Source organism: Myxococcus eversor, assembly GCF_010894455.1.
Taxonomy (GTDB): domain Bacteria; phylum Myxococcota; class Myxococcia; order Myxococcales; family Myxococcaceae; genus Myxococcus; species Myxococcus eversor.
This window is the reverse complement of sequence record NZ_JAAIXY010000012.1, coordinates 358,844-374,091: the sequence shown is the minus strand read 5'-3', so window position 1 is coordinate 374,091 and position 15,248 is coordinate 358,844. Positions and strand designations below refer to the sequence as shown.

Here is a 15,248-nt window from a genome sequence, read left to right as displayed (position 1 = left end):
TCCTCAAGTCCGGCGCCGCCTACGTCCCCCTGGACCCGGCCTACCCCCGCGAGCGCCTCGCTGGAATGCTGGAGGACGCCGACGCTCCCGTCCTCGTCACCCACGAGCACCTCAAAGCCGTCCTCCCGCCTCACGCCTCTCGCGTGCTGTGCCTCGACTCCGACTCGGCCGCCCTCTCTCGCCAGCCCACCACGACTCCTCCGCCCCTGGCCGGCGCTGACTCCCTCGCCTACGTCATCTTCACCTCGGGCTCCACTGGCCGCCCCAAGGGCGCCATCAATGCCCACTCCGGCATCGTCAACCGCCTGCTGTGGATGCAGCAGCAGTACGAGTTGACGGCTTCAGACACCGTCCTTCAGAAGACTCCCTTCTCCTTCGACGTCTCCGTCTGGGAGTTCTTCTGGCCCCTCATCACTGGGGCGCGACTCGTCCTCGCGAAGCCCGGTGGACACCAGGACCCCGCCTACCTCGTCCGCCTCATCGCCGAGCAGCGCGTCTCCACCGCCCACTTCGTCCCCTCCATGCTCCGCGCCTTCCTGGAGGAGCCGGGCATTGAGAAGCTCTCCGGACTGCGTCGAGTCGTGTGCAGTGGTGAGGCCCTCACCGCCGACCTCGTAGCCCGGGCCCATGCGCGCCTGCCGGCTTCCGCCGAGGTCCACAACCTCTACGGCCCCACCGAGGCCGCCGTCGACGTCTCCTTCTTCCACTGCGCTCGCGGCTCCTCCCTCTCCTCCGTCCCCATCGGCAGGCCCGTCGCCAACACCCGCCTCTACGTCCTCGACTCCCACGGACAGCCCACTCCCATTGGCGTCCCAGGGGAGCTCTTCATCGGCGGCGTCCAGGTGGGCCTCGGCTACTGGCGCAGGCCCCAGCTCACCGCCGAGCGCTTCATCCCCGACGCCTTCTCCGACTCGCCCGAGGCTCGCCTCTACCGCACCGGGGACGTCGCTCGCTGGCTCCCCGACGGCACCCTGGAGTACCTCGGCCGCTCCGACTTCCAGGTGAAGCTGCGCGGCTTCCGCATCGAACTCGGTGACATCGAGGCCGCGCTCCTCTCTCACCCCTCCGTCCGTGACGCCGTCGTCCTTGTTCGCGAGGACTCTCCCGGTGACCAGCGCCTCGTCGCCTACGTCACTGGAGACGCGGAGCCGCTGAACGCGGCCCTGCTCAAGGCCCACCTCCAGCCGCGCCTGCCCGAGTACATGGTGCCCTCGGCCTTCACGCACCTGGGCGTGTTGCCGCTGTCGCCCAGCGGCAAGGTGGACCGCAAGGCGCTCCCCGCTCCGGAGGCTCCCGTCGCACAGCCCGGCCGGTACGTCGCGCCTCGGACGCCTCTTGAAGAGACCCTCGCCACCCTCTTCGCGCAGGTGCTCGGCATCGAGCGCATCGGGATTCACGAGGGATTCTTCGAGATGGGCGGCCACTCGCTGCTCGCCACGCAGGTGGTCGTCCGCGTCCGGGCCGCGCTCGGTCTGGAGCTTCCCCTGCGCACGCTGTTCGAGGCCCCCTCCGTGGCCGCGCTCGCGGCGCGACTGGATGCCCGTTCCCAGGGCTCCAAGCCCGGAGAGGAGCTACCGCCCCTGGTCCGCGTGGACCGCACGGGACGACTCCGGCTCTCCTTCGCGCAGCAGCGCCTCTGGCTCATCAGCCAGTTCGCCGGCGCGGTCAGCGCGTACAACATCCCGCTCGCCCTGAAGCTGGAGGGTGAGCTCGACCTCTCCGCGCTCCAGCGTGGCTTCGACGCGCTGATGGAGCGTCACGAGGCCATGCGCACCACGTTCCGCGTGGACAACGATGAACCCATCCAGGTCATCCACCCGCCCTTCCCGCTCCCGTTCCAGTTCGTCGACCTCACGTCCATCACCGACGCCGAGGCGCGCCAGACGGAGTCCGTGCGACTGGCCCTGGAAGAAGCGCGACGTCCGTTCGACCTGCTCAGCGGCCCCCTGGCCCGCGCGCTCCTGCTGAAGCTGGGCGAGTCCGAGCACGCGCTGGTGCTCAACATGCACCACATCGTCTCCGACGGTTGGTCCACGGGCGTCCTCGTCCGCGAGATGGCCGCGCTCTACGCGGCCTTCCATGCGGAGCGTCCGTCCCCGTTGCCCGAGCTGTCGGTGCAGTACGCCGACTACGCCGCATGGCAGCGCGCCTGGCTCCAGGGGCCGGTGCTGGAGAAGCAGGTCGGCTACTGGCGCGAGAAGCTCGCGGGCGCGCCGACGCACCTGGACCTGCCCACGGACAAACCCCGTCCACCGCAGCAGACCTTCCAGGGCGCCGCGGCGCTGATGCACCTGCCCCTCCCGCTCACGGAGGCGCTGGAGTCCTTCGCACGCCAGGAAGGTGCGACTCCGTTCATGGTGTTGCTCGCGGCGTTCCAGCTCGTCCTGCATCGGCACTCCGGTCAGGACGACATCGTGGTCGGCTCGCCCATCGCCGGCCGGCGGCTGACGGAGTCCGAGGACCTCATCGGCTACTTCGCGAACACCCTGGTGCTGCGCACGCGAATCCAGCCCCAGGCCACGTTCCGCGAGCTGCTGAAGCAGGTCCGGGACACGACGTTGGAGGCCTTCGAGCACCAGGACGTCCCCTTCGAGAAGCTGGTGGAGGAGCTTCACCCCGCGCGTGACGCCAGTCGCACGCCGCTGTTCCAGGTCTCCTTCACGCTGCACAACGCGCCCCTGCCGACCCTGTCCCTGCCAGGACTGTCGCTGCGGCCCATGGACCACCACCACGGCGTCATCCGCTTCGACCTGGAGCTGTCCTTCCACCGCGAGGAGACCGGCTTCCGGGGTGGCATCAACTACGCCACCGCCCTGTTCGACCCGGACACCGTGGAGGCGATGGCCAGCCACCTGCGAGTGCTGCTGGAAGAGGTCATCACCGCGCCGGAGTTGCCCCTCACCCAGGTCTCGATGCTCACGGCCGAGGAGCGTCGTCGCGTGTTGGTGGAGTGGAACGACACCGCCGTGCCCACGCCCCGGCCCGCGTCGATTCACGAGGGCTTCGCCCGACAGGTGGCGAGCACACCCGATGCCGTGGCCATCAAGTACGCCGCGGGGCAGCTCACCTATGCGGCGCTGGCCTCGCGAGCCCACCAGCTCGCCCACCATCTCCACGGCATGGGCGTTCGGCCCGGAGCGCGCGTGGGCCTGTGCGTGGAGCGCTCGCCCGAGCTCATCATCGGAATGCTCGGCATCCTTCAGGCTGGCGCGGCCTACGTACCGCTGGACCCCACCTATCCGGCCGAGCGCCTCACGCACATCGTCCGTGAAGCCGGCGTCAGCGTGCTCCTCACCCAGGAGCACATCGCGAACGAACTGCCCGAGCTGGGCTGCCTGCCTGTCCTCCTGGACGCGGAGTGGAGCCACATCGCGACGCGGCCGACGTCCGCGCTCGCGAGCACCGTGGGCGAGGAGCACCTGGCCTACGTGATGTTCACCTCGGGAAGCACGGGCACGCCCAAGGGCGTCTGCGTGCCCCACCGGGGCGTGCTGCGACTGGTGCAAGGCAACACGTTCATGCGCTTCGGTCCCCGGGAGGTCTTCCTCCAGCTCGCGCCCGTGGCGTTCGATGCCTCCACCCTGGAGATCTGGGGCGCGCTGCTCAACGGTGGCCGGCTGGTGCTCGCGCCGCCGAAGGCGCAGTCGCTCGAAGCGCTGGGGGCGCTGCTGAAGGACTCCGGCGTCACCGCGCTGTGGCTGACGGCGGCCCTGTTCGACCAGGTGGTGCAGCATCAGGGCGAGGCCCTGGCGGGCGTGCGACAGGTGCTCGCGGGCGGCGATGTACTGCCAGTGCAGCGAGTGAGAGAGCACCTCGCGCGGCTGTCTCCCGAGGCCGTGCTCATCAATGGCTACGGCCCCACGGAGAACACGACCTTCTCCGCCACGCACACGTTGAGGGCCGGGGACTCACCCGAGCGCTCGGTCCCCATCGGCCGACCCCTGTCGGCTTCGACGACGTACGTGCTGAACGAGACCTTCCAGCCCGTGCCGCCAGGAGTCCCGGGAGAGTTGTTCGTCGGAGGCGACGGCCTCGCCTGGGGTTACCTCAACCGCCCGGACCTGACGGCCGAGCGCTTCGTCCCGCATCCCTTCGCCACCACTCCGGGCGCGCGGCTGTACCGCACCGGAGACAAGGTGCGCTGGCGCGCGGACGGCATGTTGGAGTTCCTGGGCCGCGTCGACTTCCAGGTGAAGATTCGCGGCTTCCGCATCGAGCCCGGCGAGGTGGAGGAGACGCTGCGGCGCTTCGCCGGCATGCGAGAGGTCATCGTCGTGGCTCGCGAGGACGTCCCCGGTGACAAGCGGCTCGTCGCCTACGTCGTGCCGGAGGTCGCGGGCGTGGACCTGGCGGCGCTGAAGACCTTCGTCCAGCGCCAGCTCCCCGAGTACATGGTGCCCTCGGCGTTCGTCGAGCTGGCCGCCCTGCCCCTCTCGGCCAACGGCAAGGTGGACCGCAAGGCCCTGCCCCTGCCGGAGCAGCCCGTCACGACGGCCGAGGACGCGGCGCCGCGAAGCCCGCTGGAGGCGCGGCTCGCGGCCATCTGGGCGGAAGTCCTGCACCTCGACACCGTGGGCATCCACGATGACTTCTTCGAGCTGGGAGGCCACTCGCTCCTGGCGACGCAGGTGGTGTCGCGAATCCGCGCCACGCTGGGCGTGGAGCTCCCGCTGGGCGAGCTGTTCGGCGCGTCCACGGTGGCGACCCTGGCCGCGCGGCTCGGCTCGGCCACGGGAGTGAAGGCCCCCGCCCTCACGCGAGTGCCGCGCACCACGGACCTGCCGCTGTCGTTCGCCCAGCAGCGCCTGTGGTTCATCGACCAGCTCGAGCCCGGGTCCACGCTGTACAACAACCCGTTCCCGCTGCGCCTGGAGGGCACGCTGGATGAGCGCGCCCTCCGGCGCACCTTCGACGAGCTGGTCCGGCGCCACGAGTCGCTGCGCACCACGTTCCGCTCCGAGGCGGGACAGCCCGTCCAGAAGATCCACCCCGCGACCTTCGTGCCCGTGCAGAAGGTGGACCTGTCGCGCATCGACGAGGAGGACCTGCGCACCGCGGAGGCCTACCGGCTGGTGAACGAAGAGGCCCGTCGTCCATTCGACCTGGCCCGGGGCCCGCTGCTGCGGACGCTGCTGCTGAAGCTCCGGCCCCAGGAGCACATCCTGGTGCTCCACGTGCACCACATCGTCTCGGACGGCTGGTCGCTCGGCGTGTTCGTGCGCGAGCTGACGGCGCTGTACGAGGCCTTCCGTCGGGGCCTGCCATCGCCGCTGCCGGAGCTGTCCATCCAGTACGCGGACTACGCCGTGTGGCAGCGCTCGTGGCTGCGAGGCGACACGCTCAAGGCGCAGGTCGGATGGTGGAAGCAGCAGTTGGAGGGCGCGCCCTTCGCGCTGGACATGCCCACGGACAAGCCGCGTCCGGCCGTGTTCAATCACCGGGGCGCCGTCCTCGACGTGCGCATTCCGCTGAAGCTCTCCCAGGCGGTGGAGGCGCTGGCGAACAAGGAAGGCGCCACGCCTTTCATGGTGTTGCTGGCGACGTTCCAGACGTTGCTCTACCGGTACTCGGGGCAGGACGACATCCTCGTCGGCTCGCCCATCGCCAACCGCAACGTGGGAGATACGGAGGGGCTGATCGGCTTCTTCGTGAACACGATGGTGCTGCGCGCGAGCTTCGGCCCGAAGCAGTGCTTCCGCGAGATGCTGGCGCAGGTGCGCGACAGGACGCTGGGCGCGTACGAGCACCAGGGCGTCCCGTTCGAGAAGGTCGTCGAGGAGCTGACGCCTCAGCGCGACGCGAGCCGCACGCCGCTGTTCCAGGCCATGTTCACGCTCCAGAACGCGCCCCTGCCGGAGATCGTCCTGCCGGAGCTGTCCGTGTCGGCGGCGGACATCGACGACACGGGCCTCGCCATGTTCGAGCTGGGCTTGGACCTGTTCCGCGCCCCCGAGGGCTTCGGCGGAGCGTTCAGCTACAGCACCGACCTCTACGAGCGAGCGACCCTGGAGCGTTTCTCCGCGCACTTCCTGCTGCTGCTGCGCGCCATCATCGCGTCGCCGGAGACGCCGCTGGCGGAGCTGCCGTTGTTGCCACCGGAGGAGCGCCAGCAGTTGCTCCTGGAGTGGACGGGAGAGCGCGAGGACCTGCCCGCGGATGCGCGCATCCACGCGCTCATCGAGGCGCAGGTGGCCAGGACGCCGGACGCGACGGCGGTGGTATCGGGCGAGGACTCCGTCACCTATCGCGAGCTGGACGCCCGGGCCTCGCGACTGGCGCGGAGGCTGCGCGAGCTGGGTATCGGCCTGGAGGCGCGCGTCGCAGTGTGCATGGAGCGCTCGGTGGAGTTGCTGGTGTCGCTGCTGGGGGTGCTCAAGGCCGGCGGCGCCTACGTGCCGTTGGACCCGGAGTACCCGGCGGAGCGACTGGCCTTCATGTTGGAGGACAGCGGCGCGCGAGTCGTGGTGTCGCGCGGACTGGTGCGCGAGAAGCTGGGAGACGCGGCCGGGCGCATCTGGCTGGACGTGGACACGGTGCCTCGTGACGGTGACGTGGCTCCCCTCACCGTGGACGTGCCTCCAGAGGCGGCGGCGTACGTGCTGTACACGTCCGGCTCGACGGGGCGACCCAAGGGCGTGGTGGTGCAGCACCGCTCGCTGGTGAACTTCACGCAAGCGGCGTGGAAGACCTATCCCGTGGAGCCGGGCGACCGGATGCTCCAGTTCGCGTCCATCAGTTGGGACACGAGCGCGGAGGAGATCTACCCCTGCCTCACGCGAGGCGGGACGCTGGTGCTGCGCACCCCGGACATGCTGGACGCGCCGGAGGTGTTCCTCGCGAAGTGCGAGGCGGCGGGCGTGACGCAGCTCAACCTGCCCACGGCCTTCTGGCACGAAATCACCGCGAGCCTGGAGGAAGGCCGCGCCCACCTGCCGATCCAACTCAAGTGGGTGGTGATGGGTGGCGAGCGCGCGGCCCCCGAGCGGGTCGCCGCGTGGCGGCGCACCGTGGGCACGGCCATTCCCCTGCGCAACACCTACGGGTTGACCGAGGTGACGGCGGTGGCCACCGCTGTGGACCTGATGTCCATCGCGTCCTCCCAGGGCGCACAGGAAGTGCCCATCGGTCGGCCGCTGACGAACGTGACGACGTACGTGCTCGACAGTGCCTTCGTGCCCGCACCGACGGGCGTGGTGGGCGAGCTGTACATCGGCGGCGAGGGCGTCGCGCGGGGCTACCTGGGACGCGCGGACCTGACGGCGGAGCGCTTCATCCCCAGTCCCTTCGGACAGGGAGCGCGGATCTACCGCACGGGCGACAAGGCCCGCTGGAGACGGGACGGAGGCCTGGAGTACCTGGGCCGAGGCGACACGCAGGTGAAGCTGCGCGGCGTCCGCATCGAGCTGGGTGAAATCGAGGCCGCGCTCCGCGCTGTCCCGGAGGTCCGGGACGCGGTGGTGCAGGTGCGAGAGGACGTCCCCGGCGACAAGCGCCTGGTGGCGTATGTGGTGCCCGCCGGAGCGACACCGGAGGCGATGCCGGAACTGGACGTGCTGGCCCTGCATGACCACCTCCAGCGACACCTGCCCCCGTACATGGTGCCGGCGGCCTTCGTGCCGCTCGCGGTGCTGCCGCTCACGCCCAACGGCAAGGTGGACCGCAAGGCCCTGCCCGCGCCGGACGCGAACCTCCATCGCGTCACGCGAGAGTTCGAGCCGCCCGCGACGCCCACGGAGGAGCGACTGGCGGAGCTGTGGCGCGAGCTGCTGCGAGTCCCGACGGTGGGCCGCCGCGACAACTTCTTCGAGCTGGGAGGCCACTCGCTGATGGCCACGCGGCTGGTGGCGCGCGTCCGCGAGGACTTCAACGTGGAGCTGGGGCTGCGAGCGTTCTTCGAGGCCCCCACGCTGGCGGGACTCGCGGAGCGCCTCTCCGGAGCGACGTCGAGCACGTCCCTGCCCGAGCTGGGAAGACATCGCGGACAAGGCCCCGTGCCCCTGTCCTTCGCGCAACAGCGCCTGTGGTTCCTGGACCAGCTCCAGCCGGGCACGTCGCTCTACAACATGCCCGTGGCGCTGCGCCTGTCCGGACGCGTGGAGCACACCGCGTTCGGCCGGGCCGTGGATGAGCTGGTGCGCCGCCATGAGACGCTGCGAACCACGTTCCACGCGGTGGCGGGAGAGCCTCATCAAGTCATCCACCCCGCCCTGCCCGGAAACCTCCGGGTGGTGGACCTCACGAGCAGGTCCGCCGAGCAGCGGTCGGAAGAGACGACGCGGCTCGCGATGGAGGACGCGACGCTTCCGTTCGACCTCGCCTCGGGTCCGCTCATGCGCACCACGCTGGTGGTGCTGGAGCCGGACGAGCACGTGCTGCTCTTGTGCATGCACCACACCATCTCCGACGGCTGGTCCCAGACGGTGCTGGTGCGCGAGCTGGTCCAGCTCTACGAGACGTTCCGCCACGGCCTCCCATCGCCGCTGCCGGAGCTGCCGATGCAGTACGGGGACTACGCCCGCTGGCAGCGCGACTGGCTCCAGGGAGAGACGCTCCAGACGCAGCTCGACTGGTGGAAGGGACAACTGGCGGGAGCGCCCGGAACCATCGACCTGCTCACCGACAAGCCTCGCCCGGCGGTGCTCTCGCACCAGGGCGCGAGCGTTCCCCTGAACATGTCACGCGCGCTCAGCGACGCGCTGGAGGCCCTGGCGCGCCGTGAACGCGTCACGCCCTTCATGTTGTTGATGGCCGGGTTCCAGACGCTGTTGCACCGGTACTCGGGGCAGGACGACATCCTCGTCGGCTCGCTCATCGCGGGGCGACACCACGCCCGGACGGAGGGCCTCATCGGCTTCTTCGTCAACACGCTGGTGCTGCGCGCCCGCTTCGCGCCGGACCTCACGTTCCGGCGCCTGCTGGCCCAGGTCCGCGACATGACGCTCGGGGCCTACGAGCACCAGGACATCCCCTTCGAGCGCCTGGTGGAGGCGCTTCAGCCAACGCGTGACTTGAGCCGCACGCCGCTGTTCCAGTCCCTCTTCGTCTTGCAGAACACGCCGACCGCGGAGATGGCGCTGCCGGAGCTGACGCTGCGGAGCGTGGACGTGGAGCACACCGTGAGCCGCTTCGAGCTGGAGCTGGCCCTGGTCCGGTCGCCAGAGGGCTACATCGGAGGCCTCTCCTACAAGACGGAGCTGTTCGAGCGCTCGACCGTCGAGCGCCTCGGGGCACACCTGCTGCGCTTGCTGGAAGCGGCCGTCGCCGAAGCGGACGCGCCACTGTCCACCCTGTCGTTGATGACGGAGGCGGAGCGCCAGCGAGTCCTCGTCGAGTGGAATGACACCCGCGCGGCCTACCCCTCCGAAGCCACCCTGCCCCAGTTGTTCTCCGAGCAGGTCAAGCGGACGCCCGAGGCCATCGCCCTCCAGTTCGAGGGCCAGCGCCTCACCTACGCGGAGCTCGACGCACGCTCGAACCAGCTCGCTCGGCATCTGCTGTCCCTGGGGCTGGGTCAGGAGCCGCGCCTCGCCGTGTGCATCCCGCGCGGCCTTGAGCTTTACGTGGCGCTGCTCGGCATCCTCAAGGCGGGCGGCTGCTACGTCCCGCTCGACGCGGCCCATCCGCCGCGGCGAATCGCCTTCATGCTGGAGGACTCCAGCGTCGCCGGGGTCCTCACCGTGAGCGCGGTCCAGGGCGTGCTGCCCTCGGGCGCGTGGCCCGTGGTGGCGCTCGACACCGACGCGGTCCGCATCGCGAGCCAGTCCACGGAGCCGCTCTCCGTGCCGCTCGGCTCGGACAACCTCGCGTACGTCACGTACACGTCGGGCTCCACGGGAACGCCCAAGGGCGTGGCCATCACCCACCGGGGTGTGCTGCGCCTCGTCTTCGGCATGGGCTTCGCGTCCCGCGAACCGGGTGAGGTCATCCTCCAGGTGGCGCCGCTGACGTTCGACCCCACCGCGTTGGAGATCTGGAGCGCGCTGCTCACGGGTGCCCGGCTCGCCGTGTACCCGCCGAGCACCCCGGAGGTGACGGAGCTGGCCCGGGTCATCGACGAGCACCGTGTCACCACCGCGCTGCTGGCGACCGCCCTCTTCGACGTCATGCAGCAGCACGAGCCGGAGGCCCTGTCCCGACTGCCCCGGCTGTGGGTGGGTGGCGACGTGCTGCCCGTCCCCACGGCTCGCGAGCGGTTGGCGCGAGGGCTCGCGCTCACCAACGCGTACGGCCCCACGGAAGTCACCGTGGTGACGACGCAGCAGGCGCTGTCACCCGGCAAGGTCCAGGGCGACTCGGTCCCCATCGGCAGGCCCATTCCGAACACCCAGGTCTACGTCCTGGATGCATCGCTGCGGCCTGTCCCGGTGGGCGTGCCCGGAGAGCTGTTCATCGGAGGCCCTGGCCTCGCGCGGGGCTACCAGGGACGTCCGGCGCTCACCGCCGAGCGCTTCGTTCCGCATCCCTTCGCCACCATGCCGGGCGAGCGCCTCTACCGCACGGGAGACCGCGTGTGCTGGACGGAGGACGGCGCGCTGCGCTTCCTCGGACGCATCGACCTCCAGGTGAAGGTGCGCGGCTTCCGCATCGAGCTGGGAGAAGTCGAGTCCGCGCTGCGCACGCATCCCGAGGTGCGAGAGGCGGCCGTCATCGTCCGGGAAGACATGCCGGGCGACAAGCGCCTGGTCGCCTACGTCGTCACGACTGACGGCAAGGCCCCCACGGGCGAGGACCCGAGAGCGTGGCTGCGGCAGCGGCTGCCCGAGTACATGGTGCCCGCGCACGTCATGTACCTGTCCGCGCTGCCGCAGACGACGCACGGCAAGGTGGACCGCAAGGCCCTCCCGGTGCCGGACGCGTCGGGCTTCGACACGGGGCGGCCCCACGAGGCGCCCGCGACGCCCTTCGAGTCGAAACTGGCCGAGCTGTGGACGGAGCTGCTCCAGGTCCCCCGCGTGGGCCGTCACGACAGCTTCTTCGAGTTGGGTGGCCACTCGTTGATGGCGACGCGACTGGTGGCGCGCATCCGCGCGGACCTGGGACTGGAGCTGGGCGTCCGAGCCCTCTTCGAGTCCCCCACCCTGGCGGGCCTCGCGGAGCGGCTCCAGCAAGGGCTGTCCACGGAACACAAGCGGATGGTGCTGCCGCCGCTGGTGCCCGTGCCGCGCGAAGGGCCGCTGCCGCTGTCCTTCGCCCAGCAGCGACTGTGGTTCCTGGACCAGCTCCAGCCGGGACAGGCGCACTACAACATCCCCTGGGCGCTGAAGCTCCAGGGCGCGGTGAACCTGGCCTCGCTCCAGCAGGCCTTCGACGCGCTGGTGCGGCGTCACGAGTCACTGCGCACCACGTTCCGCATGGAAGGCGGCGAGCCACGACAGGTCATCCACCCGGCGGTGAGCCAGTCGTTCCACACGGTGGACCTGACGACGCTGTCTCCCGAGCAGCGTGAAGCCGAGGTGCTCCGCCTCTCCACGGAGGACGCGCTCCGGCCGTTCGACCTGGCCACGGGGCCCCTGCTGCGAGTCACCGTGCTGCACGTCACCGGGACGGAACACGTCCTGCTCGTGTGCATGCACCACATCGTCTCGGACGGCTGGTCCATGGGTGTGCTGGTGCGCGAGCTGACCCAGCTCTACGAGGCCTTCCAGCGAGGAGCCCCGTCGCCGTTGCCTGAGATGCCGGTGCAGTACGCGGACTACGCGGTGTGGCAGCGTGGCTGGCTCAAGGGTGAGGCCCTGAGCGAGCAGCTCGGGTGGTGGAAGCGTCACCTCGATGGCGTTGCCCCCGCGCTGGAGCTGCCCACGGACAGGCCCCGTCCAGCGGTCCTCTCGACGCAGGGCGGACTGGCGTCCTTGAGACTGTCTCCCGCGCTGAGCGATGCGGTGGACACGGCGACCCGGCAGGAGAAGGTCACCCCCTTCATGTTGTTGCTGGCCGCGTTCCAGGCCCTGCTCCAGCGGTACTCGGGGCAGGACGACGTGGTGGTCGGCTCGCCCATCGCGGGGCGGCGTCATGCACGGACGGAAGGCCTGCTGGGCGTGTTCATCAACACCCTGGCGCTGCGCGCGCGCTTCACGCCGGAGCTGACGTTCCGAGGCCTGCTGGCCCAGGTGCGTGACACCACACTGGGGGCCTACGAACATCAGGACCTCCCCTTCGAGCGATTGGTGGAGGAGCTGCAGCCCGCCAGGGACTTGGGCCGCACGCCCCTGTTCCAGGCCATGTTCGTGCTGCAGGACACGCCGACTCCGGAGCTCGCGCTGTCGGACCTGACACTCAAGAACGTGGACGTGGAGCACAGCTCGACCAAGTTCGAGCTCAACCTCCACATGACCCGCGCCGCCGACGGCTACCAGGGCGGACTCGCCTTCAGCACGGACTTGTTCGAACCGGCCACGGCCGAGCGCCTGCTGCATCACTTCCAGCACCTGCTGGAGCGCGCGCTCGCAACGCCGGATGCACCGCTGGCAACCCTCTCGTTGCTCACGGACGAAGAGCGGAAGCGACTGCTCCCGAATGCCGTCAACGAGACGGCCCGGCCGGGACTGCCCTTCCCTCGACTCTTCGAGCAACAGGCGGCGCGGACGCCCGAGGCCCCAGCGCTTCGTTGCGAGGACCAGGAGTGGAGCTACCGCCAGCTCGACCAGCGCGCCAACCAGCTCGCGCATCACCTGCGTGCGTTGGGCGCCGGGCCGGATGTGCCCGTGGCCCTGTGCCTGGAACGAGGTGTGGAAGTGGTCGCCGCGCTGCTCGCGGTCCACAAGGCGGGAGCAGCCTACGTCCCGCTGGAGCCGTCACAGCCCGCGGCGCGACTGCGCGGGCTGGTGGAGGAAGTGTCGGCGCCCATTGTCGTGACGGAGGCGCGCCACGCGGGCGCCTTCGACGGACTCGCGGTCCGGTGTGTGCGGATGGATGCGGACGCGGCGGTGCTCGCGAACGAGCCCCTTCATGCAACGGGAGTGGAGGCCGGTCCGGAACACCTGGCCTACGTGCTCTTCACGTCGGGCAGCACGGGGCGGCCCAAGGGTGTGGCGGTGCCGCATGGCCAGCTCATGAGCTACGTGCACGCGGCCATCGAGCGACTGCGGCTGACCGAGTGCGCGAGCTTCGCGATGGTCTCCACCTTCGCCGCCGACCTGGGCAACACGGTGTTGTTCCCCGCGCTCGTCACGGGTGGGCTGCTGCACGTGTTGACACAGGAGCGGGCGCGGAGTCCGGAGGGAGTGGCCGAGTACTTCCAGCGCCACGCGGTGGACTCCATGAAGGTCGTCCCGTCGCATCTGGCCGCGCTGCTCACGGCGCCGGAGCCCCGATGCGTGCTGCCACGCAAGCGACTGGTGCTGGGCGGAGAGTCGTCCTCGTGGGCGCTCTTGGAGAAGGTCCATGCGCTCGCGCCGGAGTGCGAGGTCTTCAATCACTACGGGCCGACGGAGACGACGGTGGGAGTCCTCGCGGGGCGGGTGGAGCTGCCGCCCGGTGACCATGCTCCCGCGCAGGTCCCGCTCGGTCGGGCCCTGGGACAGACGCGCCTGTACGTGCTCGACGCGGCCCTGCGACCCCTTCCCGTGGGGATGCCCGGCGAGCTGTACGTGGGAGGGCCCCAGGTGGCCCGAGGCTACTTCGGGCGTCCGGACCTGACGGCGGAGCGCTTCCTCGCGGACCCGTTCAGCACGGCGAGCGAGGCGCGCATGTACCGCACGGGAGACCGGGTGCGCTGGCTCGCGGATGGGCGCATGGAGTTCATCGGACGCATGGACTTCCAGGTGAAGGTGCGCGGCTTCCGGGTAGAACCCGGTGAGGTCGCCGCGGTGCTCCGCGAGCACGAGTCCCTGCGAGACGCCGTCGTGGTGGCACGAGACGATGGCGCGGGAGACCGGAGGCTCGTGGCCTACGTCGTGGCCTCCACGCCGTCCGCACCGGATGCGATGACGCTGAGGACATGGCTCCAGCAGCGCCTGCCCGAGTACATGGTGCCGTCCGCCTTCGTCGCCCTGCCCGCCCTGCCCCTGACGCTCAACGGCAAGGTGGACACGAGGGCCCTGCCAGAGCCGTCCCTCGACGCCACTGGAACGGAAGCCACGCTCCCGCCGAGGACATCGCTGGAGTTGAGGCTGGTGCGCATCTGGGAAGAGGTGCTCGGAGTCCGCGCCGTCGGAGTCCGCGCCAGCTTCTTCGAGCTGGGTGGCCACTCGCTGATGGCCGTGCGCCTCATGGCGGCGGTGAGCGAGGCGGTGGGCCGTCCGGTTCCGCTGGCCGCGCTCTTCCAAGCGCCCACTGTGGAGCAGCTCGCGGTGCTGCTCAGCGGCAACGCCCCGCTCACCCCGTCCACGCTGGTGCCCTTCGGTGCCCTGCGTCCGGATGGGAAGACGCCGTTCTTCTGCGTGCACCCGGTGGGAGGCAACGTCCTCGCCTACGCCGAGCTGGCCCGCCGACTCGGAGCGGACCGTCCCTTCATCGGCCTCCAGGCGCGAGGTGTGAATGGAGAGGCCACACCGCGAGGCTCCGTCGAGGAGATGGCGCGGGCCTACGTGGAGGCGATGCGTGAGGTCCAACCCTCGGGGCCCTATCTGCTGGGAGGCTGGTCGCTCGGCGGCGTCATCGCCTACGAGATGACCCAGCAGCTCCGCGCGCGGGGAGAACAGGTGGAGCTGCTCGCGCTCATCGACAGCTACGCCCCGGACGTGACGCGGGCCCAGGAGCCGTCGGAGCTGGACCGGTTGCAGATGGTCGGCCTGTTCGCGAGGGACTTGCTCGGGGCCTCGCTGACGAACCTGGAACTCGACTTCGAAGCGCTCGCCACGATGGAGCCGGACGCGGCCCTGGAGCACCTGCTCGCGGCGAGCACGCGCGCGGGAGTCCTGCCGCCCGGAACGGACCCCGAGCAACTGAAGGCACTGCTGCGGGTCTTCGAGGCGAACCTGGGTGCCGCGCGTCGCTACGTGGCGAAGCCCCTGTCCACGCGCGCGCTGCTGTTCAAGGCGACCGAACACGACGCGGACCTGCCCGCGGATGGAGGATGGTCCTCTCTCATCGGAGTGGGGCTGCGGCGGCTCGCAGTGCAGGGAGACCACTACGGCCTGCTGCGTGAGCCCGGCGTGCACACGCTGGCCGCGCAACTGAAGGAAGCGCTGAAGTCGTCGCGCTGAGCAGGAACGCGAGGTGGCTGCCGTGACGCGGACGAGAAGGTCCGACGCGGCAGCCACTCGCGCCGGCAGGACGTGCCCCCGGGAGCCTTGTCGCTCGGCTCCTAA

General features: G+C 70.3%; 1 protein-coding gene. It reads left to right on the top strand.

The genetic code is table 11. The features are described from left to right. The coding region (locus G4D83_RS25160; RefSeq protein WP_163867352.1) for a non-ribosomal peptide synthetase at positions 1-15,143 on the top strand (15,143 nt) is incomplete at its 5' end. Positions 15,144-15,248 lie beyond the last annotated feature (105 nt).